This is a genomic window from Saccharopolyspora hirsuta, assembly GCF_008630535.1.
In the GTDB taxonomy this organism is placed as follows: Bacteria; Actinomycetota; Actinomycetes; order Mycobacteriales; family Pseudonocardiaceae; genus Saccharopolyspora; species Saccharopolyspora hirsuta.
The window spans coordinates 39,080-60,986 of the sequence record NZ_VWPH01000012.1 but is presented as its reverse complement, the minus strand read 5'-3'; the positions used below and the strand labels follow the sequence as shown (position 1 = coordinate 60,986).

The following is a 21,907-nucleotide window of genomic DNA, read 5'->3' as shown; positions in this document are numbered from 1 at the left end:
TCGAAGTGTCCGCTCCACCGGCAAGCAGTAGTGGATTTCGCGGACGTCTGTGAGATGCACCTGGACGACTGTTCGTTACGCGGGTTTCAGTGTAATTGAGGTCACACGAAGTCCGTAGCCGCTTTTGGAGGACAATTCCGGGCCGTTGCATGACGCGGAGTGATCAAGATGCCGCCTGAACTCACTCGATAGCGGCAAGTGGCTCCTCGACGTTCATTCGGGCGCCCATCAGCTCCCCGAGCCCCCGGTACGGGTCCCCGTGCTCCACGCCGTCGGCGCTGCTGCGCAGCACCAGCTCGGCCGCGCCGTCGGCGTCACCGCGCACCAGGCCGTCGTCCAGCTCGGACACCGCGTACTCGTCGAGGTAGAGCTCCAGCGACAGCGACCAGCCGGTGCGGTCCTGGTCGAGCCGGGCGCTGGCCACGTCGCGGCTGTCCACCCACTGCGCGCCGGTCCGCTCGCGCAGCTCGCCGACCGGCGTCGCGGCCAGCTCGCCGAGCTGCTCCAGCTCCGCCTCGCGGAACCGGGCCAGGGTGCCCGCCAGCAGCCGCTTGGTGGTGCTCGCCGAGCTGGGCAGCAGCACCAGGCCGCGGTCGGTGACCAGCAGGTCGTAGCTGCTGCCCGCGCACTGCACCGGGCTGACGATCCCGGCCAGCTCCGGCTCCGGCTCGGGCGCCGGGCGGCGCGCGTGGTTCAGCGGCACCCCGAGGTTGACCAGCGCCCGGTGCAGCCCGGGGATCAACCGGGGGTCGACCACCGCGGGGCGCACCAGCCGGTCGGCGTCCAGCGGTTGGCCGTTGCCGAGCCGGACCGGCGACGGGCCGCCCCAGTCCAGCTCGTGGTGCGCGCGGCGCGCGCAGACCAGCGCGTCCACCACGGTGCAGCCGAGCAGCTCGACCAGGGTGTCCTCGGCGGCCTGGTCGACGAGCTCCGGGTTCAGGCCGGGGTTGAGCACCGGGTTGATCAGGTCGCGGCCCTGGCCGCGGTGGATGGCGGCCAGCACCCCGGCGATGGACGGCTGCACCGGCAGCCCGCTCTGCTCGACCGCGGCGCTCAGCACCGCGGCCTGCTCGGCGACGTGCGCGGCACCGGCCCGCTGCGCCAGCTCCGGCCACGGCAACCGGGGGCCGAGGCCGTCGACCATCAGCCGGTCCTCCAGGTCCGGCACGCTCTTGCGCGGGTTGCGCAGCACCGCGAACGCGGGGCGCTCGTCGGGCTCGCGGTCGCCGGTCTTGATCCGCTTCATCGCGTCGATGCGGCGGCGGGTGCGGCCGTCCGGCTCCTCGGCGATGGTCTGCTTGGCGCGCTCGGCCAGCCGCGGCTTGCGCGCCGGGTGGGCCATGAAGTTGCGGAAGCCCAGCAGCACGTCCGGGGCGTGGCCGATCGAGGTGGCCATGCTCAGGTAGTCGTCGGCGTACTCCCGCCAGCCGATCTCCACGGCCACCGACTTGCGCAGGGCCAGCACCGCGGTGCGGGTGCCCGCCTCCCGGACGGCGACCGCGTCGGCGGCCTGCTCCAGGTCCTGCGCGGTGGTGGCGGCGACCGCCATGAACGCCCGCGCGTACCCGGCGAACAGCCACTTGGTCGGCCCGCCGGTGAGCCCGGCCGCGGTGCGCTCGACGCTGGCCGACGTGCGGTGGGCGAGCACGGTGAGCTTGTTGCGGCCGGTCAGGCGGCCGATCTCGCGGGCCATCGCGGCCCGCAGCTCGCCGACGTTGAGCGCTGCCAGCAGCGGCAGCCCGAGCTCCAGGTAGCGGGTCCGGGTGCGCAGCCCGAGCAGCGCGGTGTCCTCGCGGACCGCCACCACCGGCTCCGAGGTGATGCGGATCTCGTCGGGCTTCGGCGCCTCCGCGGTGGCGGCGATGGACTCGGCCATCCGCCACAGCTGGGGTTGCTCCGCTCGGTCCACCAGGACCCCGCGGGCTCGCACCCGCGAGCGCAGCACGGCGCGCAGGCCGACCGCGAACAAGGTGCCGACGACCAGCGCCGCGGCAGCGGCCTTGAGCCCGCTGGTCTGGTCGTAGCGGAAGGTGACGGCGGCGATCGAGAGCAGGCCGAGGACCAGCGCGATCGGCGCGACGAAGAAGGCGATGTGCAGCGCCAGTGCCAGGGCGGCGCGCCAGGGGCCACGCACGTGCAGAACTCCGGAGGGGTGGACGGGGACGGTGGTGCAGTCTTCGCGACCGGGCGGGATCCGTCAATCCAGCAACATCACGTCCACTGTGGACCCGGCGGCGAGTTCGGTGACGTCCTCGGGGATCTCCAGCAGGCAGTTCGCCTTCGCCAGCCCGGCGAGCAGGTGCGAACCGGGCGCGCCCTGCAGGCTCACGGTCCCGGTGGCCGGGTCGAACCGGCCGCGCCGGTACTGCCGCTTGCCGGCGGGCGCGGTGAGCGGTTCGGCCAGCGCCGCCCGGCGCACCGGCCGCTGCGTGGTCCGGTGCCCGGCCGCGGCGCGCAGCGCGGGGCGCACGAAGACCTCGAACGACACCATCGAGCTGACCGGGTTGCCGGGCAGCGTCACCACGGCCGGTCCGCCCCGGTAGCGGCCGCAGCCCTGCGGCATGCCGGGCTGCATCGCGACCTTGGTGAACTCGACGCCGTTGCCGGTGAGCGCGTCCTTGACCACCTCGTACGCGCCCGCGCTCACCCCGCCGGAGGTGATCAGCAGGTCGGTGCTCTCCAGGTGCGGGGCGAGCGCCCGGTGGAAGGCGTCGACGTCGTCCGGCACGAAGCGCAGCAGCGTCGCCTCGCCACCGGCCTCGCGCACCGCGGCGGACAGCATCAGGCCGTTGGACTCGTAGATCTGACCGGGCTGCAGCGGCGTGCCGGGCTCGATCAGCTCCGAGCCGGTGGACAGCACGAGCACCCGCACCGGGCGGTGCACCGGCAGCTGCGCCGCGCCGACCGCTGCGGCCACGCCGAGCTGCGAGGGGGCGAGCGTCGTGCCCGCGGTGAGCACCGTCGCGCCCGCCGCGACGTCCTCGCCCGCGCGGCGCACGTGCTGCCCCGGCTGCACCGAGCTGAACGCCTGCACGTGGTCGGTGCCGCGGTCGGTGCGCTCCACCGGGATCACCGCGTCGGCCCCCGGCGGCATCTGGGCGCCGGTCATGATCCGGTGCGCGGTGCCGGGCTGCAGCGGCGGCACGTCCACCCGACCGGCCGGGACGTCCTCGAGTACCGGCAGCTTCACCGGCTGGTCGGGACCGGCGTCGACCAGGTCCACCGAGCGCACCGCGTAGCCGTCCATCGCCGAGTTGTCGAACGGCGGCAGCGAGATCGGCGCGACCAGGTCCTCGGCCAGCGCGCGCCCCAGGCACTCCGCCAGCGGCTCGACCAGCACCGGGGTCGGCTGCAGCAGTGCCGCGACCGCCGCCTGGTGATCGGCGACCGCGGTCAGGTCAGGTGTTCCGGTTCCGTTCGACACGCCCCGATCATCGGCCATCGGCACCCCCGCTGTCGCCACCGGCGTGTGAATCGACACCGGATCTCGCCGTGGCACACTCGTTCGAGACCGTCCGGGCCGACCTCGCAGGTGGCCGCCGCGCGCTGAAACCGCTGGTCGGGCCGAGCGGTGCGGAGACAGGAGGTGCTCGTGCAGGTTCGGACCCGCCACACGCCGTCGTTCGGGGTGGCCAGGTTGATGCTGGCGCCGGGCGAGCCGGTGCAGGTCGAGAGCGGTGCGATGCTGGCCAGCAGCTACGGGGTGACCGTGGAGGCCCGCGCCCAGGGCGGTTTCCTGAAGTCGCTGGCGCGCGCCGCGCTGGGGGGCGAGTCGTTCTTCGTGTCCACCTACACCGCGCCGCAGCAGGGCGGCTGGGTGGACGTGGCGCCGAACCTGCCCGGCGACCTCAACGTGCTGGAGCTGGACGGCCGGGTCGGCTGGTGCGTCACCAGGGGCTGCTGGCTCGCCTCGGCGAGCACGGTCCAGCTGGAGATGCAGTGGGGCGGGTTCAAGAACCTCTTCGGCGGCGAGGGCGGTTTCATGACCCACGCCACCGGCCAGGGCCCGCTGGTGGTCTCCTGCTACGGCGCGCTGGACGTGGTGACGCTCCAGCCCGGCGAGTACGTGACGATCGACACCGGTCACGTGGTGGCATATGCCGACACGGTGCAGAGCCGTTTGCGCCAGATGAGCCAGGGCGCGGTGCAGTCGCTCAAGAGCGGTGAAGGCCTGGTCTTCGATTTCGCCGGTCCCGGTCAGATCCTGACCCAAACTCGCAATCCGCGAGGTCTCGTCACCTGGCTGCAGGCGAATGGGCTGGGCGCCCGGTCCTGATCGAACTCGAAGGGCGATCCGACGTTCGCCGCAAGCGGCTGTTCGAGTGACGACGAAAGTCAACGCGGAAAGCGGGATCCGGCTTCGCGATCTCTTTTGGCGGCTAAACGCGCTCGCGGCCCGGTCGGACGGTCCGCGCCGGTGCCGCTCAACGCGGCTTTCGCTCTGGGCGGAATGGATTGGTGCCGTTGGGGGAACATTCCGCTGCGATGACGGACGGTGGCCGGAAACGGCACCCGTTCGGCCCAGCGTTTAACGGGAAAGTTGCATTGCCGAACCCGCGACGGGGCCCGAATTCGGGGGTAGTGTGGCCGTTGCTCCAGCGGCGCTCGCGCCGTGCATCACTTTTCATGAGGAGGACGCCGTGGCGGTCGGCACGGTCAAATGGTTCAACTCGGAGAAGGGCTACGGATTCATCGCTACGGACGGTGGATCTGATGTGTTCGTCCATTACTCCGCCATCAACATGTCGGGTTTCCGCACCCTTTCCGAAGGGGACCGGGTGGAATTCGAGGTGAAGGCGGGGCGTGACGGCCGCACCCAGGCTGACGGGGTCCGCAAGGTCTGACCGAGCTTCATCCGCGGCCCGGTCCCGCCCGCGGGGCCGGGCCGTTGTGCTGGTCCTCACCGGGCGGATCGCGACCGGCTCGGCCAACCGTGAGACGAGCGTGATCTGGGCCGGTTAGGCTGCTGATCGTGTCGGAAGACCTCACCGGGAAGCGCCTCGGCCACTACAAGATCGACGGAGTGCTCGGTCGCGGTGGCATGAGCGTGATGTACCGCGCCACCGATGTCCGGCTCGGCCGCAAGGTCGCCCTGAAAGTCATGGGCGAGCACATCACCGGTGATGCCGAGTTCCGCGAGCGGTTCGTCGACGAAGCGCGCAACACCTCGGCCATCGACCACGCCAACATCGTGCCGCTGTACGACTTCGGCGAGGTCGACGGCATGCTCTACATCGCGATGCGGCTGGTCGACGGCTCCGACCTGGCCAGCCTGATCAAGGACGGGCCGATCTCGCCCAAGCGCACCCTGGAGCTGCTGGCGCAGATCGCCGAGGCGCTGGACATGCTGCACGAGCGCGGTCTGGTGCACCTCGACCTGAAACCGGCGAACGTGCTGGTGACCTCGCGCGAGTCCGCCCACGAGCACGTCTACCTGGCCGACTTCGGGCTGACCCGGCGCGGCGCGACCGGCCACCGCACGGCCAGCGGCGACTTCCTCGGTTCGCCGACCTACGCGGCGCCGGAGCACCTGCGCGGCGAGCCGGTGGACGGCCGCACCGACCAGTACGCGCTGGCCTGCATGCTCTTCGCCTGCCTGACCGGCCGCCCGCCGTTCCAGGGCCAGGTGCAGGACGTCATCCAGGGCCACCTCGCCGCCGAGCCGCCGCCCGCGACCTCCCTGGTGGTGCTGCCGGGCACCATCGACGAGGTGCTGCGCCGCGGCATGGCCAAGAAGGCCGACCAGCGCTACAGCAACTGCCAGGACCTCGTCTCGGCCGCGCGCGTCGCGCTCGGGCAGGCCGCCGGGGACGCCCCGCCGCAGCCGCGCCCGGTCGCCCCGCCGCCGGGCCCGGTGTCCGGTCCGCAGCCGGTGCAGCACCCGCCGAGCCAGCCGATCCCGGCGCAGGGCTACCGGCCGCCGTTCCAGCAGCAGCCGCCGCGCCCGCTGCCGCCGCCGGGCAACGACCCGGTGCGGCTCCGCCCGCCGATGCCGGCGGGCTCCACGTCGTTCGCGACCACCTCGGGCGGCTCGGCGAAGTGGATCGTGACGGGGCTGGTCGGCGTCGCTCTGGTGCTCATCGTTGTGGTGTTCGTCGTGATGGCCAACATGGGCAGCTCCGGCAGCACCACCCCCGGGACCAGCACCACGACCTCGTCGTACAACAGCAACGACCTGCCCACGACGGTCCCCACGGGCGACTGACCCGCCGCCCGGTCGCTTGCACTCGACAGGGGAGAGTGCTAAACACGGTATTGGCACTCACCAAGGTTGAGTGCCAGGTCGGGACGGTGAGGCCGTCTCCGGCGGTACCACCCGACGGTACCGCCGCACGGTCGTCCGTCGCGGGCACCGAGCCTGGCCGAGCACGAGTCTTGCCGTGGGGTGCGTACTCACCTCCGCGGCGTCCAGACAGGTGGAGGACCACACCGCAATGGCCAAGATGATCGCGTTCGACGAGGACGCCCGCCGCGGTCTTGAGCGCGGCATGAACACCCTCGCCGACGCCGTCAAGGTGACGCTCGGCCCGAAGGGCCGCAACGTTGTGCTCGAGAAGAAGTGGGGCGCACCCACCATCACCAACGACGGCGTCTCCATCGCCAAGGAGATCGAGCTCGAGGACCCGTGGGAGAAGATCGGGGCCGAGCTGGTCAAGGAGGTCGCGAAGAAGACCGACGACGTCGCCGGTGACGGCACCACCACCGCCACCGTGCTGGCCCAGGCCCTGGTTCGCGAGGGTCTGCGCAACGTCGCGGCCGGCGCCAACCCGATCGCCCTGAAGCGGGGCATCGAGAAGGCCACCGAGGCGATCGCCGAGCAGCTGCTCAAGAACGCCAAGGAGATCGAGACCAAGGACCAGATCGCCGCCACCGCCGCGATCTCGGCCGGCGACCGCCAGATCGGCGAGCTGATCGCCGAGGCCATGGACAAGGTCGGCAAGGAAGGCGTCATCACCGTCGAGGAGAGCAACACCTTCGGGCTCGAGCTCGAGCTCACCGAGGGCATGCGCTTCGACAAGGGCTACATCTCGCCGTACTTCGTGACCGACTCGGAGCGGATGGAGGCGGTCCTGGAGGACCCGTACATCCTGCTGCTGAGCTCCAAGGTCTCCAACGTCAAGGACCTGCTCCCGCTGCTGGAGAAGGTCATGCAGGCGAACAAGCCGCTGCTGATCATCTCCGAGGACGTCGAGGGCGAGGCGCTGGCCACCCTGGTCGTCAACAAGATCCGCGGCACCTTCAAGTCGGTCGCCGTCAAGGCGCCGGGCTTCGGCGACCGCCGCAAGGCGATGCTGCAGGACATGGCCATCCTGACCGGTGGCCAGGTCATCAGCGAGGAGGTCGGCCTCAAGCTGGAGAACGCCGACCTGAACCTGCTGGGCCGCGCCCGCAAGGTGGTCGTCACCAAGGACGAGACCACCATCGTCGAGGGTGCCGGTGACGACGAGCAGATCGCCGGGCGGGTCAACGAGATCCGCGCCGAGATCGAGCGCTCGGACTCCGACTACGACCGCGAGAAGCTGCAGGAGCGGCTGGCCAAGCTGGCCGGCGGCGTGGCCGTCATCAAGGCGGGTGCGGCGACCGAGGTCGAGCTCAAGGAGCGCAAGCACCGCATCGAGGACGCGGTCCGCAACGCCAAGGCGGCCGTCGAGGAGGGCATCGTCGCCGGTGGTGGCGTCGCGCTGCTGCAGGCCGCGCAGGCCGCCTTCGACGGGCTGAAGCTGGAGGGTGACGAGGCCACCGGCGCGGCCAGCGTCAAGGTCGCCGTCGAGGCCCCGCTGAAGCAGATCGCCGTCAACGCCGGCCTCGAGGGCGGCGTCGTGGTGGAGAAGGTCAAGAACCTGACCTCGGGCCACGGCCTGAACGCCGCGACCGGCGAGTACGAGGACCTGGTCCAGGCCGGTGTCCTGGACCCGGCGAAGGTCACCCGTTCGGCGCTGCAGAACGCCGCTTCCATCGCCGCGCTGTTCCTGACCACCGAGGCCGTGGTCGCGGACAAGCCGGAGAAGGAGGCCGCGGGCGCGGCTGCCGGTGCCGACCCGATGGGCGGCATGGGCGGCATGATGTGAGTCCTGCCCCAGGCAGCCGAAGGGCCGTCCCCCGAGCGGGGGCGGCCCTTCGGGCTTTTCCGGGGCCGCGGTTTACGGTTTCGGGGTGTTGTTGGAAGTCATCGCGCTGGACGCCGCTGATGCCGAGGCCGCGCAGGCGGGTGGGGCCGACCGGGTCGAGCTCTGCCGGGACCTGGCGTCCGACGGCCTGACGCCGGAGCTGGGGACCGTGCGCAGCGTGCTGGCCACCACCGATCTCCCGGTGCGCGTGATGGTCCGGGAGGAGGCCGGGTTCGCGGCCGACGTCGACGTGCTGCGGCGGCGGGTCGGGGAGCTGCTGGACGCCGGGGCGCGGGAGTTCGTGCTCGGGTTCCTGGACGCGCACGGGCAGGTCGACGTGGGCGCCACCCGTGCGGTGGTCGCCGAGCTGGCCGGGTGCCCGTGGACCTTCCACCGCGCCGTGGACCACGCCGCGCAGCACCGGATGGCCTGGAACCAGGCCGTGTCGCTCGGGCCGGACACCGTGCTGACCGCGGGCGGCCCGGGCGGGGTCGACGAGGGCCTCGCCGACCTGCGCGAACTCGCCGCGGTCCAGGACGTCGACGGGGTGGAGCTGCTCGTCGGCGGCGGTCTGCGCCAGGAGCACGTCCCGGACCTGCGGGCGGCCGGTGTGCGCGCGTTCCACATCGGCAGCGGCGCCCGGATGTCGACCTCGGTGCTCGCCGACCGCGTCCGCTCCTGGCGCGAGCTCCTCGACTCCTGACCTGCGGCCGTTTTCGCGCGAGATCGCCAAGCCCGGCGCGGGGTGGTCCGGGTGCTTCCCGACTCGCCGGGGCGTGTCGGGACGGGGCGGAAGTTCCGGGTCAGGGGCGCGTCCGCGCGCGGCCGAGGGGCGCCTGCCAGCGATCGAGACCTGGATGTGCTCTCCTTGATCCCGTTGGGAACCCAGGCGAGGTGGGGGTCATGTTCGGTCGAAATGCCCGGCGGCGGTCTGCTGCGGTCGCGACGGTGCTGTGCGCCGCGCTGGCGGGGTGCACGAATGCCCCGCAGCCGTCGCCGCAGCCGACCGCGCCAGCGCCCGCGCAGTCGTTGCCCGGGACCGGGCTGCCCCAGGTGACGCCGCAGCCGCAGCAGATGCGGCGGCTCGGCGACGACATCGCGGTGCAGGGCAAGGCCGAGGTGGTCGTCGACCAGCTGGTCGACCAGCCGACCCGCGATCTGGCCGCGCAGGTGCTGCGGATGGCCGGGGCCAGCGACGTCGTGGTGCGCGAGCAGGGGCAGCCGTCCGCTGGCGATGCCGCGCTGCGCATCGAGATCGGCACCCAGGGCTCGCAGGCCATCGCGCAGGGGATGCGGGGCTTCGACTTCTCCGCGCCCGCGAAGCTGCCGCCCGAGGGGTACGCGCTGGCCGGGCGCGGCGGCACGGACCCGGCCGTGGTCATCGGCGCTTCCGACGCGGCGGGCGCGTACTACGGCGTGCAGACGCTGCGCCAGCTCGCCTCGCCCGGCCGCCTCGCCGGGGTCGGCATCGTCGACCACCCGGACATGCCGCTGCGCGGCAGCATCGAGGGCTTCTACGGTCCACCGTGGACGCACCAGCAGCGCATGGACCAGCTCGCCTTCTACGGCGACGTCAAGCTCAACACCTACGTCTACGCGCCCAAGGACGACCCGTACCACCGGGAGAAATGGCGCGAGCCGTACCCGCCGGACGAGTTCGCCTCGGTGCAGCAGCTGATCGGGCAGGCCGCCGCGCACCACGTGAAGTTCACCTTCGCGCTCTCGCCCGGCACCTCGATCTGCTACAGCGACGAGTCGGACTTCCGCGCCCTGCTGGCCAAGCTGCAGGCGGTCTACGACTCGGGCGTGCGCGACTTCTCCGTGCCGCTGGACGACATCTCCTACACCCGGTGGAACTGCCCGGGCGACCAGGCGAAGTACGGCAGCCCCTCGCAGGGCGCGGCGGGCCGGGCGCAGGCGGAGCTGCTCAACCGCGTGCAGCGCGAGTTCGTCGACACCCACCCAGGGGTGGCGCCGCTGCAGTTCGTGCCGACCGAGTACTCCGACGTGGAGGACTCGCCGTACAAGGCGGCGATCCGGTCCACTTTGGACCCGCGGGTGCTGACGATGTGGACCGGGGACGGCGTGATCCCGCGCCAGATCACGGTTTCCGATGCGCAGCAGGCCGCGGCGGTCTGGGGCCGCAAGCTCTTCCTGTGGGACAACTACCCGGTCAACGACTTCGACGGCTCGGTCGGCCGGGTGCTGCTCGGGCCGTACGAGAAGCGCGAGCGCGGGCTCGACGAGCAGCTCACCGGTGCCCTGGTGAACCCGATGAACCTGGCCGCGGCGAGCGAGGTCGTGGAGCTCGGTGCGGCCGACTTCTACTGGAACAACTCGGATTTCGACGCGCAGCGGGCCTGGCGCGCGGCGGCCGACCACCTGGCGGGGAAGCGGGCGGCGGGAGGTGCGCCCGGCCTGGTCGCCGATCGTGGGACCGCCGATGCGCTGCTGGTGTTCTTCGACCTGGAGCACATGGGGCCGCTGCCCAGCGGACGCCCGTGGTTGCCGCAGGCACCGGAGCTGTCCCGGCGCGTCGAGGCGTTCCGGACGGCGTGGGGGAGCGGGGACCGCGCGAACGCGGTGCAGGAGCTGCGCGGGTACGCGCAGGCGATCGCGGACGCGCCAGCGCGCATCCGCGAGGGGGCACCGGCGGACTTCGCCTCCGACGTCGAACCCTGGTTGAGCGCCACCGGGCTCTGGGGTCAGGCGCTGCTCGCGTCGCTCGACGGGTTGCAGTCGCGGGTGGACGGGGACGAGGCGGCCGCGTCCGGGCACTTCGACCAGGCCAGGCAGTTCGCGGCGCGCGCCGAGCAGATCCGGACCGTGCCGGGCAAGGTCCGCCCGCAGGGGCCGGTCCGGGTCGGCGACGGCGTGCTGGACGTGTTCGTCGAGCAGGCGCCCGGTCTCCGCTGACCCGGGGTCACTCCTCCGGGACGACCAGCCAGCAGGCCAGGTAGAGCAGGATGCCGGAGCCGAAGCCGAACAGGGTCGCGGCGATCAGGCCCACCCGGACCAGGGTGGGGTCCACGCCGAGCGCCTTGGCGGCTCCGCCGCACAGCCCGGCGATCATCCGCTCGTCCCGGCTGCGCCGGAACTTCCGGTTCGAGGTCTCGGTGTTCGAGGCGTTGGCGGTGGGGATCTCGTCGGTCATACCTGAATCCTGCGCCTCGGGCGGCCGAGCCGCGTCCGGGAACAACCCCGATCGACCCCTGAGGCGGCCCTGACGCACCCCGGTGCACGACCGGTGGCTGTCCCGAACTTCCTTGAGTTCGGGGGGCGAAGCCAGGTCAGGCGGCGCAGGGGCGGTGGATGTCCAGGAGGTTCGCCGAGGTCTCCTCCCAGCGGTCGTAGAGGGCGTCCCGGCCGTAGCGGGCGACCAGCTGGGCCTCGCCCCGGGTGATCGGGACGAGGGTGATGAGCTGCAGGACCGGTTGCCCCGTTTCGTCGAGCAGGACGTCGAACTCGTCGCCCAGGTAGGGGTGCGGTGCGGCCAGGGCTCCGGCGATCTCGGTCTCCGGCAGCAGGACGCGGTCGTTCATGATCAGCGCGCCGTACCCCACCCGGCTGTTGGACTCGGTCAGCAGCTCGGCGATCACACCCGTCAGGTGCCGTGCGTGCAGCTCCTGGTCGGCCTGCAGGGTGCAGACCAGCTCCTGCGGCAGCGGCGCTCCCGCGGTGCGGTCGCGCAGACCGCTGGTCAGCACGGTGACGTGCGCGCCGTCGGCGTGGTCGCAGTAGACCAGGTGGTACCCGCGGTCGCGGCCACCGGCGATCCGGCCGTCGGCGCCGCGGACCCGGCCGACGTGCTTCTCGATGTGCGCGGGGAACCCGCTGAACCGACTCATGCGCCTCCTCCCGAAGCCGCCGAGATCCTATCCGCGCGGTTCGCCGCCCCGCGCCGACGCCAGCCCGCGCAGCAGGCGCACCCACCAGGACCAGCGGGCGGGTTCGCGCACCGAGCCGGTGGTGGCCCGCTCGGCGAGGTCGAGGCTGTCCTCCAGCGCCGCGTCGTGCAGCGGGCGCCACACCAGGGGCCAGGTGATCCGGGCCGGTCCGCGGGCGCGGATGGACAGCAGGTGGTGCAGCGAGGTGCGGTCGCCCTCGCGCTGCACGGCGTACTCGTGGAACCCGTCGAAGCCGCGCGGGGCGGTGAAGCGGAACCGGATCCAGCGCCCGGGGGAGTACCCGGTGATCCGGTAGCGCACCGGGCCGTGGCCGCCTTCGGCTCCGACGCCCAGCGGGCGGTCGAAGCGCATCGGCGGCCACGCCCGGCCGGGCCACAGCTGGTCCTGCGGCCCGGCCAGCGAGTCGATCAGCGCACCGGCGGTGTCCTCGTCCACCGGCAGGTGCCGGACGTGCACGTTCCGGACGGCCATCGGCCCCTCCCCGCAGTTTTAGGCGGTTCTCTCTAAAACACTATTGGAGCATATCCTCCAATACATGGGCAGGCCTCCTCGGCACGACGCCGACCGACTCCTCGACGCCGCCGTCGCCCTCGCCGCCGAAGCGGGACCGCGCGGCGTGACCATGGCGGCGGTCGCCCGCGCTGCGGGCGCGCCGAGCGGCTCCGTTTACCACCGGTTCCCCGACCGGTCCGCGCTGCTGTCCGCGCTGTGGCTGCGGACCGTCACCCGGTTCCAGGGCGGGTTCTTCGCCGCGATCGAGGCGCCGCCGCTGGAAGCCGCGGTCGCGGCCGCGCGGCACGTGGTCGAGTGGTGCCGCGAGAACCCGGCCGAGGCGAACGTGCTGCTGGCCGGACCCGGCGCCTACGGCCTGGCGGACTGGCCCGGCGAATCGCGCGAACGCCTCGCGAAGGCGAACGCGCAGGTGGACGAGGCCCTCACGCGCTTGGCGGAGCGGCTCGGCCGGTCCGATGCGGCTGGTCGGTCCCGGGTGTTCCTGGCCGTGGTCGACCTGCCCTACGCGGTCGTCCGGCGGCACCTGGGGCAGGGTGAACCCGTTCCGGCTTTGGAGGTTGGCACAGTGACCGACGCGGTCCGGGACCTGCTCGCCGGATGATCCGATGATCGCCTTCGCGGCGGTTGTTCGCATACGCTCCCGGTATGGCGGTGGATGACGCGTTCGACCTGAAGTCCCCGGCCGCGGTCGCCGAAGCGCTGGACGGCACCGGGTACCTGCCCGACGACGGCATCGCGACGGCGGCGTTCCTGGCGATGCGGATGCGCCGCCCGCTGCTGTGCGAGGGCGAGCCGGGCACCGGCAAGACCGCGCTGGCGCAGGCCCTGGCCACCGCGCTCGGCGTGGACCTGATCCGGCTGCAGTGCCACGAGGGCATCGACGCGGCGCAGGCGCTCTACGACTGGGACTTCCCGCGCCAGCTGCTGCACCTGCGCACCCTGGAGGCCGCCGCCGGGGGCGAGCTGGACGCCGAGGCCGCCGAATCCTCGCTCTACACCCGCAGGTTCCTGCTCGCGCGACCGCTGCTGCGGGCGCTGCAGGAGTCGCCGTGCGTGCTGCTGGTCGACGAGATCGACCGCGCCGACGACGAGTTCGAGGCCTTCCTGCTGGAGGTGCTGTCGGAATACGCGGTCACCATCCCGGAGTTCGGAACGGTGTCGGCGGTCGAGCCGCCGATCGTCATCCTCACCTCCAACCGGACCCGCGAGGTGCACGACGCCCTGAAGCGCCGCTGCCTGTACCACTGGCTGGAGCACCCGGACCTGGAGCGCGAGGTGGCGATCCTGCGGCGGCGGCTGCCGGGGTTGGACGAGCGGCTGGCCGAGCAGGTGGCCGCGACCGTGCAGCGGATGCGGCAGATGGAGCTGCTCAAGCCGCCGGGCGTGGCCGAGGCGCTGGACTGGGCGCAGGCCCTGCAGGCGCTGGAGCAGGACGAGCTGGACACCGAGGTGGCCGCGACGACGTTGGGCGCGGTGCTGAAGTACCGCGAGGACGCCGAGCGCGTCCGCGCTGCGGGCGTGCTGACCGCCGAGCGCTGAGACCCGGAGGGGGCGGAATGCACACCGTGACCGGATTGGTCGGGTTCGCGCGCGCCCTGCGGCACTCCGGCATGGCATGCGGGCCGACGCGCGTGCAGGCCTTCCTCGTCGCCGTGGAGCAGGTCGGGTTCGACCGCGACGCGATCTACTGGGCGGGCCGCCTGACGCTGTGCTCCGACCCGGACGACCTGCCGCGCTACGACGCGGCCTTCGAATCCTGGTTCGGCGGTGCGGAGACCGCCGCCGAGCCGGTGGGTCGGCCGCTGCCGCGACCCTCGCAGATCGCGGCGCTGACGGCGGCCGACGCCAGCGGCGAGGAGGGCGACGCGGACCGACCGCTGGCCGCCGCGGCCAGCGACGCCGAGGTGCTGCGCCGCCGCGACCTCTCCGAACTCGGCGTGCCGGAGCGCGAGCACCTGCGGCGGATGCTCGCGGTGCTGCGCCCCGAACCGCCCACCCGCCCGGCGCTCCGCCGCCGCCGCGACAAGCGCGGTGCGCTGAGCTCGCGCGCCACGCTGCGCGAGATGCTGCGCTCCGGCGGCGAGCCGGTCCGGCTGCGGCGGCAGCGGCGTTCCCGCCGACCGCGACGGGTCGTGCTGCTGATCGACGTCTCGGGCTCGATGAGCCCGTACGCGGACGCGCTGCTGCGGTTCGCCCACGTCGTGGTGCGCCGGTCGCCCGCCAGCACCGAGGTCTTCACGCTCGGCACGCGGATGACGCGGGTGAGCAGGCAGCTGCGGCAGCGGGACCCGGAGGCCGCCCTGCTGGCCGCGTCCCGCGCGGTGCCGGACTTCTCCGGCGGCACCCGGCTCGGCGAGACGCTCCGGGTGTTCCTGGACCGGTGGGGGCAGCGGGGCATCGCCCGCGGTTCGGTGGTGGTGCTGTTCTCCGACGGCTGGGAGCGCGGCGACGCCACCGAGCTCGCCGACCAGATGCGGCGGCTGCGGCGGCTGGCCCGCGCGGTGATCTGGGCGAACCCGCACGCCGGGCACGACGGCTACCAACCGGTGCAGTCCGGGATTGTCGCGGCCATGCCGCACGTTGACCGGATGGTGGCCGGGCACAGCCTGCGTTCGCTGGAGGACGTCTGGTCCTGGGTCCGCCGGTTGTCCCACCCCGGCGTTGGAGGGGCGAAGTGCGAGAACTAGCAGCGGTGCCCGCGTCCCCGGGCGCGATTTCAATGGAAATCGGAGGTCTGGTTTCCATTGAAATCGTGGATCGGAGCGGTGCGTCGGGCGGTGCGGTGAGAGCGGAGGTGCGCTGTGCGTGACGTGCTGGACGAGTTGACCAAGCGCTGGGAGTCGGGCGAGTCCGTCGGGCTGGGCACGGTGGTCGCGACCTTCCGGTCGGCGCCGCGCCCGCCGGGCGCCTCGATGCTGGTGACCGGCGACGGCGAGGCCTTCGGCAGCGTCTCCGGCGGCTGCGTCGAGGGCGCGGTCTACGACGAGGCGACCGCGGTGCTGGGCGGGTCCGAGCCGGTCGTGCGCCGCTACGGCGTCAGCGACGACGACGCGTTCGCGGTCGGCCTGACCTGCGGCGGGATCCTGGACGTCTTCGTGGAGCGGGTCGACCGCGACACCTTCCCGGGGCTGGACGAGGTCGCCGCGTCGGTGCGCGCCGAGGAACCGGTCGCGGTGGTCACCGTCGTGGAGCACCCGGACGCGGCGAAGGTCGGCGCGCACCTGCTGGTCTGGCGCGACCGCAGCAGCGGCGGCCTGGGGTCGGAGCGCATCGACGACGCGGTGCTCGACGACGCGCGCGGCATGCTGGCCAGCGGCCGCAGCGGGGTCATCGAGTACGGCCCGGAGGGGCAGCGGCGCGGCGAGGGGCTGCGGGTGTTCGTGAACTCCTTCGAGCCGCCGCCGCGGATGCTGGTGTTCGGCGCGATCGACTTCGCCGCCGCGATGGCCCGGATGGGCGCCTTCCTCGGCTACCGCGTGACGGTGTGCGACGCGCGCCCGGTGTTCGCCACGCACAGCCGGTTCCCCGGTGTGGACGACGTCGTCGTGGACTGGCCGCACCGCTACCTGGCGGCCGAGGCGGCGGCTGGCCGGGTGGACGAGCGCACCGCGGTCATGGTGCTCACCCACGACCCGAAGTTCGACGTCCCGGTGCTGGAGGAGGCGCTGCGCCTGAACCTCGGCTACGTCGGCGCGATGGGCTCCCGCCGCACCCACGACGACCGCCTCCGCAGGCTCCGCGAGCAGGGCCTGACCGAGGAGGAGCTGGCCAAGCTGTCCTCCCCGATCGGCCTCGACCTGGGCGCCCGCACCCCGGAGGAGACGGCGGTGTCCATCGCGGCGGAGCTGATCGCCCTCCGCTGGGGCGGCCGCGGAGTCCGCCTGACCGACCTCGAAGGCCCCATCCACCACCACTCCTGACGCCGCTCGGGTGGCGGCAGGATCAGGTGAGGTCGACTAGGGCGTCCAGGCCGGACGGGGACTGGCAGCGGACGCGGCCGCCCGGGTTGAGCCTCGGGTCGGTCGCGTAGCGGTGGGCCAGCTCGCGCTCGGCGGAGTCGTCGCCGCCGTCGGCCGCGAGCAGCAGGGCGGCGATCTCGTCGACCAGGTGCAGGTCGAGGTCGGCATCGGCGGTCACCAGCGCGCCCCAGAAGTCCCAGAGCAGCAGTTCGTCGCGGCGGCGGTGCGCCAGCTCGCGCAGCACGTAGTTGCCCGCGAACCAGGCGCCGCGCATCGGGTGGTCGGGGCCGACCCCGAAGCGGTCCACGTCCACCTCACCGCGCCGGTGGGCGGTCCAGACCTGCGCGGCGGTGGCGAACGGCGCCGAGCTCAGATCGGCGCCGCGCGGGATGTCGCAGGTGTCGAACGGCCAGTCCGCCTGGTCGAGCTGGGCGTCGGCGAGGACCCAGCGCTGCCCGTCCCAGTACTCGGCGATCACGTGGTCGGCGTGGAAGCCCTCGTGGAAGTAGGCGGCGAAGCCGACGCGGCTGCGCGCCGGGACCCCGTGCTGGCGCAGCGCCGCGACGGTCAGCAGCGCGACGTCCCGGCAGCACCCGACCAGCCGCTGCTCCAGCGGGCGCGGCGCGGTCAGGGACGGCGGGAACCGGCGCTGGTCGGTGGCGAGCAGGCGCTCGGTCCAGCGCGAGTCGATCTCGGCCAGCCGATCACCGGTGAAGGTGATCCCGGTGCCCCGGTAGTGCACGACGAGGCCGTTCGTCACGGCCGCCAGCTGCCGGATGTCCGCGGGCAGCGCGTCGAGCAGCGGTCCGTACCGGCCCGGATCGGTGTACCGGGAATGGCGGGCGTACTCCTGCGGCGTCGTCATCGTCTGCTCCTCCCGGGGCGGACGATAGGGCGGATCCTTCCGCTTCTCCAACGAATTCCCCGGAGGATCGCGCCTGCCCGCTACGGAACGCGATCAGGCGGCCAGCCTTTTGCGCGCTTGCTCGGGTCCGTGTGGCGTAGCAGGCTCTAGCGATGTGACGCCCGTCACCCAGGCGGAGTAGTCCGTGTTCCCGACCGTCCGCGCACCGCGGGCCAGTCCCTCCGAGGAGGCCGCCCAAATGCCGCGCATCACCGTCAACGTCGATGGCACCCAGTACACCGATGAGGTCGAGCCGCGCACGCTGCTCGTCCAGTACCTCCGCGAACGACTAGGCAAGGTGGGCACCGTCATCGGTTGCGACACCAGCAACTGCGGGGCGTGCACCGTCCACCTGGACGGCCACAGCGTGAAGTCGTGCTCGGTGCTGGCCGTCCAGGCCGACGGCCACGACGTGACCACCATCGAAGGGCTCGCCCAGGACGGCAGGCTGCACCCGCTGCAGCAGGCCTTCCACGACAACCACGCACTGCAGTGCGGGTTCTGCACCCCCGGGATGATCATGCAGGCGCTCGACCTGCTCGCCGAGGTGCGCGAACCCGACGACCAGCAGATCCGGGAGGGCATGGAGGGCAACCTCTGCCGCTGCACCGGGTACCAGAACATCGTCCGCGCGGTCTCCGACGCCGCGCAGCGCATGCGTCCCGGGGCCGGTCCGGAGGTGGAGCACACCGAGGACACCCCGGCGCCGCGAACACCCGCCGACGAGCAGGCCCAGCCGAAGGTGACGGGAGGAACGCAGTCATGACCTCGGTCCTGGAACCCGAACTGGGGCGCGCCCGCAAGCGCAAGGAGGACGCGCGGCTGATCACCGGCCGCACCCGCTGGACGGACAACCTCAACCCCGCCGGAACGCTGCACCTGGCGATCCTGCGCAGCCCCGTCGCGCACGCCCGGATCAGGTCGATCGACACCGACGCCGCGCGGCGGATGTCCGGCGTGACCGCGGTGTTCACCGGCCGGGACCTCGCCGACGAGCAGGGCAGCCTGCCGTGCGCGTGGCCGATCACCGAGGACATGAAGGCCCCGGCGGCACCGCCGCTGGCGGTCGACGAGGTGCGCTTCGCCGGTGAGGCGGTCGCGGTCGTCGCGGCCCGCAGCGCGGCCGAGGCGCGCGACGCGCTGGACGCCATCGACGTCGACTACGACGACCTGCCGGTGGTGCTGGACATGGAATCCGCGCTGCGGGCGGATTCCCCGCTGGTGCACGAGGACCTGGGTACCAACCGCAACGCCACCTGGACGTTCGACTCAGCGGCGGCGGGCACCGGTGGCGACGTCGAGGAGGCGCTGCGCAGCGCGGAGGTGCGCGTCGAGCGGACCTTCCGGCAGCAGCGGCTGATCCCGGCGTTCATGGAGCCCCGCTCGGTGGTCGTCGACCCGACCGGCGAGCAGATCACCATGTGGTCGGCCACCCAGGTGCCGCACATCCTGCGGCTGATGCTGGCCATGTCGCTGGGCGTGCCGGAGCAGAAGATCCGGGTCATCGCCCCCGACGTGGGCGGCGGTTTCGGCGGCAAGCTGCAGGTGACGCCGGAGGAGTTCATCGCCTTCGTGCTGGCCCGCAAGCTCGGCAAACCGGTGAAGTGGACCGAATCCCGCTCCGAGACCATGGTTTCCGCGCACCACGGCCGCGACCAGGTCCAGAAGCTGTCGATGGCCGCCGACCGGGACGGCCGGATCACCGGGCTGAAGGTCGAGCTGCTCGCCGACATGGGCGCCTACCTGCGGCTGGTCACGCCGGGCATCCCGATCCTGGGCGCGTTCATGTTCAACTCGATCTACAAGATCCCCGCCTACCACTTCACCTGCACCAACGTGTTCACCAACAAGACGCCCACCGACGCCTACCGCGGTGCCGGGCGGCCGGAGGCGACCTTCGCCATCGAGCGGATGATGGACGAGCTCGCCGCCGAGCTCGGCATGGATCCGATGGAGGTGCGGCGCAAGAACTGGATCGCGCACGAGGAGTTCCCCTACGACACCGTCGCCGGGCTGACCTACGACTCCGGCAACTACGAGGCCGCCACCGACAAGGCGATGGAGCTGTTCGGCTACGACGCGCTGCGCGCCGAGCAGGAGGAGCGGCGGCGCAGCGGTGATCCGGTGCAGCTGGGCATCGGCATCTCGACGTTCACCGAGATGTGCGGGCTGGCCCCGTCGCGCGTGCTGGGCTCGCTGTCCTACGGCGCGGGCGGCTGGGAGCACGCCGCGATCCGCGTGCTGCCGACCGGGAAGGTGGAGGTCGTCACCGGGAGCTCGCCGCACGGGCAGGGGCACGAGACGGCGTGGAGCCAGATCGTCGCCGACCGGCTCGGGGTGGCGTTCGAGGACGTCGAGGTGCTGCACGGCGACACCCAGGTCTCGCCGAAGGGCCTGGACACCTACGGCTCGCGGTCGCTGGCCGTCGGCGGCATGGCGGTGGTGCAGGCGGCCGACAAGGTCGTGGAGAAGGCCAAGAAGATCGCCGCGCACATGCTGGAGTGCAGCGAGGACGACGTGGAGTTCGCCGCCGGGCGCTTCGGCGTTCGCGGCACCGACCGGGGCACCGCGCTCGGCGAGGTCGCGCTGGCGGCGTTCGCCGCGCACGACCTGCCCGACGGGGTGGAGCCGAACCTCGACGCCGAGGCCACCTTCGACCCGGAGAACTTCTCCTTCCCGCACGGCACGCACCTCTGCGCGACCGAGGTGGACACCGAGACCGGGCAGGTGAAGATCCGCAAGTACGTCTGCGTGGACGACATCGGCGCGGTGATCAACCCGCTGATCGTGGAGGGCCAGGTGCACGGCGGCCTGGCGCAGGGCATCGCGCAGGCGCTGTTCGAGGAGGCCGTGTACGACGAGACCGGCACCCTCACCACCGCCACGCTGGCCGACTACCTGGTGCCCTCGGCGGCCGACCTGCCGGAGTTCACCACCGACCGCACCGAGACCCGCGCGACGTCGAACGCGCTGGGCGTCAAGGGGGTCGGCGAGGCGGGCACGATCGCCTCGACGCCCGCGGTGGTGAACGCGGTGGTCGACGCGCTGCGGCCGATGGGCGTCTCCGACGTGGAGATGCCGTGCTCGCCGCAGCGGGTGTGGCGGGCCGTCACGGGCGCGCGCGAGAGCGGTGCCACCGCGCCGGAAGCCGGTGGCGGACTCGGTTCCACGAACCCCCAGGGAGGTGCCCGGTGATCCCCGCCCAGTTCGAGTACGTCGCTCCCTCCACAGTGGAGGAAGCGGTGGCCGCGCTCGCGGAGTTCGGCGACGAGGCCAAGGTGCTGGCGGGCGGGCAGAGCCTGCTGCCGGTGCTGCGGATGCGCCTGGCCGACCCGCAGCTGCTGGTCGACCTGAACCGCGTCGAGGAGCTGCGCGGCATCCGCGAGGACGGCGACGCGCTGGTGATCGGTGCGATGACGACCCACCACGACGTGCTGCGCGACCCGCTGGTCCAGCAGCACGCCGAGCTGATCGCGCTGGCCACCCGCACGGTCGCCGACCCGCAGGTGCGCCACCGCGGCACCTTCGGCGGCTCGCTGGCGCACGCCGACCCGGCAGGTGACCTGCCCGCCCCGGCGCTGGCGCTGGACGCGGAGATGGTGCTGGCCGGACCGTCCGGGCGGCGCACGGTGCCCGCGGCGGAGTTCTTCGTCGACTACTTCACCACCGCACTGGAACCCGCAGAACTGCTGGTCGAGGTGCGGATGCCGAAGTGGACCGGCTGGCGCGCGCACTACGAGAAGTTCAACCGGGTCGCGCAGGCGTGGTCCATCGTCGGGGTGGCGGCCGCGGTGCGGGTCGCCGACGGGCGGATCGCCGAAGCCCGCATCGGCCTGACCAACATGGGCCCGACCCCGATCCGAGCGACCGGGGTCGAACAAGCCCTGATCGGGCAACCACCCACGGCGGAGGCGGTCCGCGCAGCGGCCCGCCGCGCCACGGAGGGCACCAGCCCGACGGCCGACGCCAGCGCCGACGTCGACTACCGGGAACACCTCGCCGAAGTCCTCACCGGCAGAGCGGTCCTCGCCGCCGCAGGCGCCTGACCGGCCCCCGGCCGCGGCTCCACCGCTGGGCCGCGGCCGGGGGATCGGCCCGTGGCGGGTGGACGCGATTTCAATGGAAGTCAGAGGTCCGATTTCCATTGAAATCGCGGAGTTCTCCACAGGTCGGACGGTCTGCCCACACCCTCCGGCGCGTCGGGTGCCCGACGCGCCGGAGGAGTGTGGGGTCGCAGCATCGATCGGAGCTGTGGTCCGCCGTGTGGGGGGTGCAGTTTCAACTGAAACTGTGGGTCGTCGCGGGCGGGGGGCGTGGTTTCGGTTGAGACTGTGGGTTGGTGGTCGCCTTGCTCGTGGTGGAGGCGGGGGATCGGGACTCGTTCGGTGATCGGGCTCGCCCGGTCGGGTGGGCTCGAACTCGTGGTCGGGTGGGCTCGAACTCGTGAAGGCGGTCGACAGCGGTCGCGGTTCGGGTGCGGCGTGGTGAGGACGGATGCCGTTCAATGATCCGAAC

At 72.6% G+C, this 21,907-nt stretch carries 19 protein-coding genes; 13 read left to right on the top strand and 6 right to left on the bottom strand.

All coding sequences use genetic code 11. The features are described from left to right. Positions 1-181: 181 nt before the first annotated feature. Positions 182-2,134, bottom strand: coding sequence for a M48 family metallopeptidase (locus F1721_RS24610; RefSeq protein WP_150069150.1), 1,953 nt, complete (start codon positions 2,132-2,134; stop codon positions 182-184). A gap of 63 nt (positions 2,135-2,197) precedes the next feature. Beyond that, the gene (moeA, locus tag F1721_RS24605; RefSeq protein ID WP_150069149.1) at positions 2,198-3,442 is read right to left on the bottom strand and encodes a molybdopterin molybdotransferase MoeA; all 1,245 of its coding nucleotides are present in this window, start codon (positions 3,440-3,442) and stop codon (positions 2,198-2,200) included. A 150-nt stretch (positions 3,443-3,592) separates the two neighbouring features. Here moeA and F1721_RS24600 point away from each other — a divergent pair, with 150 nt between their 5' ends. From F1721_RS24600 to F1721_RS24575, 6 genes are all read left to right on the top strand, one after another. Further along, entirely contained in the window at positions 3,593-4,276 is a 684-nt protein-coding gene (locus F1721_RS24600) for a TIGR00266 family protein (protein ID WP_150069148.1), read from the top strand. A 364-nt stretch (positions 4,277-4,640) separates the two neighbouring features. After that, positions 4,641-4,844 (top strand): cold-shock protein, encoded by a 204-nt coding sequence (locus F1721_RS24595; RefSeq protein ID WP_093268692.1) that lies wholly within the window; start codon positions 4,641-4,643, stop codon positions 4,842-4,844. A gap of 128 nt (positions 4,845-4,972) precedes the next feature. Then, positions 4,973-6,205, top strand: a complete 1,233-nt coding sequence (locus F1721_RS24590; RefSeq protein ID WP_150069147.1) for a serine/threonine-protein kinase — start codon at positions 4,973-4,975, stop codon at positions 6,203-6,205. Between the two features lie 229 nt (positions 6,206-6,434). Continuing rightward, positions 6,435-8,069, top strand: a complete 1,635-nt coding sequence (gene groL / locus F1721_RS24585; protein WP_150069146.1) for a chaperonin GroEL — start codon at positions 6,435-6,437, stop codon at positions 8,067-8,069. A gap of 88 nt (positions 8,070-8,157) precedes the next feature. After that, the gene (locus F1721_RS24580) at positions 8,158-8,811 is read left to right on the top strand and encodes a copper homeostasis protein CutC (RefSeq protein ID WP_150069316.1); all 654 of its coding nucleotides are present in this window, start codon (positions 8,158-8,160) and stop codon (positions 8,809-8,811) included. Positions 8,812-9,011: 200 nt separating this feature from the next. After that, entirely contained in the window at positions 9,012-11,024 is a 2,013-nt protein-coding gene (locus tag F1721_RS24575) for a glycoside hydrolase family 84 protein (protein WP_150069145.1), read from the top strand. Between the two features lie 7 nt (positions 11,025-11,031). Here F1721_RS24575 and F1721_RS24570 read toward each other — a convergent pair whose 3' ends face one another. From F1721_RS24570 to F1721_RS24560, 3 genes are all read right to left on the bottom strand, one after another. Continuing rightward, entirely contained in the window at positions 11,032-11,262 is a 231-nt protein-coding gene (locus tag F1721_RS24570) for a PspC domain-containing protein (protein WP_150069144.1), read from the bottom strand. A gap of 136 nt (positions 11,263-11,398) precedes the next feature. Beyond that, positions 11,399-11,956: a suppressor of fused domain protein gene (locus F1721_RS24565; RefSeq protein ID WP_150069143.1), complete on the bottom strand. Its 558-nt coding sequence runs from the start codon at positions 11,954-11,956 to the stop codon at positions 11,399-11,401. A gap of 27 nt (positions 11,957-11,983) precedes the next feature. Next, positions 11,984-12,487 carry an SRPBCC family protein gene (locus F1721_RS24560; protein ID WP_150069142.1) on the bottom strand — a complete coding sequence of 168 codons (504 nt, stop codon included), beginning with the start codon at positions 12,485-12,487 and terminating at the stop codon, positions 11,984-11,986. 64 nt (positions 12,488-12,551) lie between these two features. Between F1721_RS24560 and F1721_RS24555 the strand changes: the two genes are divergently transcribed. From F1721_RS24555 to F1721_RS24540, 4 genes are all read left to right on the top strand, one after another. Then, positions 12,552-13,130 carry a TetR/AcrR family transcriptional regulator gene (locus F1721_RS24555; RefSeq protein WP_150069141.1) on the top strand — a complete coding sequence of 193 codons (579 nt, stop codon included), beginning with the start codon at positions 12,552-12,554 and terminating at the stop codon, positions 13,128-13,130. Between the two features lie 44 nt (positions 13,131-13,174). Beyond that, a complete protein-coding gene (locus F1721_RS24550) occupies positions 13,175-14,068 on the top strand; it encodes an AAA family ATPase (protein ID WP_150069140.1) in 894 nt (297 codons plus the stop codon). Between the two features lie 17 nt (positions 14,069-14,085). Then, positions 14,086-15,216 (top strand): vWA domain-containing protein, encoded by a 1,131-nt coding sequence (locus F1721_RS24545; protein WP_150069139.1) that lies wholly within the window; start codon positions 14,086-14,088, stop codon positions 15,214-15,216. Between the two features lie 114 nt (positions 15,217-15,330). Continuing rightward, on the top strand, positions 15,331-16,449 hold the full coding sequence (locus F1721_RS24540) for an XdhC family protein (protein WP_150069138.1): 1,119 nt from the start codon (positions 15,331-15,333) through the stop codon (positions 16,447-16,449). A gap of 22 nt (positions 16,450-16,471) precedes the next feature. Here the strand turns inward: F1721_RS24540 and F1721_RS24535 are convergent, their stop codons facing one another. Next, positions 16,472-17,353, bottom strand: coding sequence for a transglutaminase-like domain-containing protein (locus F1721_RS24535; RefSeq protein WP_150069137.1), 882 nt, complete (start codon positions 17,351-17,353; stop codon positions 16,472-16,474). 238 nt (positions 17,354-17,591) lie between these two features. Here F1721_RS24535 and F1721_RS24530 point away from each other — a divergent pair, with 238 nt between their 5' ends. From F1721_RS24530 to F1721_RS24520, 3 genes are read left to right on the top strand one after another with little or no spacing between them, the layout of a single operon-like run. Then, positions 17,592-18,158 (top strand): (2Fe-2S)-binding protein, encoded by a 567-nt coding sequence (locus tag F1721_RS24530; RefSeq protein ID WP_150069136.1) that lies wholly within the window; start codon positions 17,592-17,594, stop codon positions 18,156-18,158. Continuing rightward, positions 18,155-20,587, top strand: a complete 2,433-nt coding sequence (locus F1721_RS24525; RefSeq protein ID WP_150069135.1) for a xanthine dehydrogenase family protein molybdopterin-binding subunit — start codon at positions 18,155-18,157, stop codon at positions 20,585-20,587. The genes F1721_RS24530 and F1721_RS24525 overlap by 4 nt, the downstream gene beginning before the upstream one ends. Then, the gene (locus tag F1721_RS24520) at positions 20,584-21,438 is read left to right on the top strand and encodes an FAD binding domain-containing protein (RefSeq protein ID WP_150069134.1); all 855 of its coding nucleotides are present in this window, start codon (positions 20,584-20,586) and stop codon (positions 21,436-21,438) included. Before F1721_RS24525 ends, F1721_RS24520 begins: the two co-directional genes overlap by 4 nt. Positions 21,439-21,907: the final 469 nt, after the last annotated feature.

What these genes read in the sequence shown, in the direction of transcription:
- F1721_RS24530 (WP_150069136.1), top strand. Translation starts at nt 17,592, where the DNA reads ATGCCGCGCATCACCGTCAACGTCGATGGCACCCAGTACACCGATGAG.
- F1721_RS24560 (WP_150069142.1), bottom strand. Translation starts at nt 12,487, where the DNA reads ATGGCCGTCCGGAACGTGCACGTCCGGCACCTGCCGGTGGACGAGGAC.
- F1721_RS24570 (WP_150069144.1), bottom strand. Translation starts at nt 11,262, where the DNA reads ATGACCGACGAGATCCCCACCGCCAACGCCTCGAACACCGAGACCTCG.
- F1721_RS24550 (WP_150069140.1), top strand. Translation starts at nt 13,175, where the DNA reads ATGGCGGTGGATGACGCGTTCGACCTGAAGTCCCCGGCCGCGGTCGCC.
- groL (WP_150069146.1), top strand. Translation starts at nt 6,435, where the DNA reads ATGGCCAAGATGATCGCGTTCGACGAGGACGCCCGCCGCGGTCTTGAG.
- F1721_RS24525 (WP_150069135.1), top strand. Translation starts at nt 18,155, where the DNA reads ATGACCTCGGTCCTGGAACCCGAACTGGGGCGCGCCCGCAAGCGCAAG.
- F1721_RS24555 (WP_150069141.1), top strand. Translation starts at nt 12,552, where the DNA reads ATGGGCAGGCCTCCTCGGCACGACGCCGACCGACTCCTCGACGCCGCC.
- F1721_RS24565 (WP_150069143.1), bottom strand. Translation starts at nt 11,956, where the DNA reads ATGAGTCGGTTCAGCGGGTTCCCCGCGCACATCGAGAAGCACGTCGGC.
- F1721_RS24535 (WP_150069137.1), bottom strand. Translation starts at nt 17,353, where the DNA reads ATGACGACGCCGCAGGAGTACGCCCGCCATTCCCGGTACACCGATCCG.
- F1721_RS24575 (WP_150069145.1), top strand. Translation starts at nt 9,012, where the DNA reads ATGTTCGGTCGAAATGCCCGGCGGCGGTCTGCTGCGGTCGCGACGGTG.
- F1721_RS24545 (WP_150069139.1), top strand. Translation starts at nt 14,086, where the DNA reads ATGCACACCGTGACCGGATTGGTCGGGTTCGCGCGCGCCCTGCGGCAC.
- moeA (WP_150069149.1), bottom strand. Translation starts at nt 3,442, where the DNA reads ATGGCCGATGATCGGGGCGTGTCGAACGGAACCGGAACACCTGACCTG.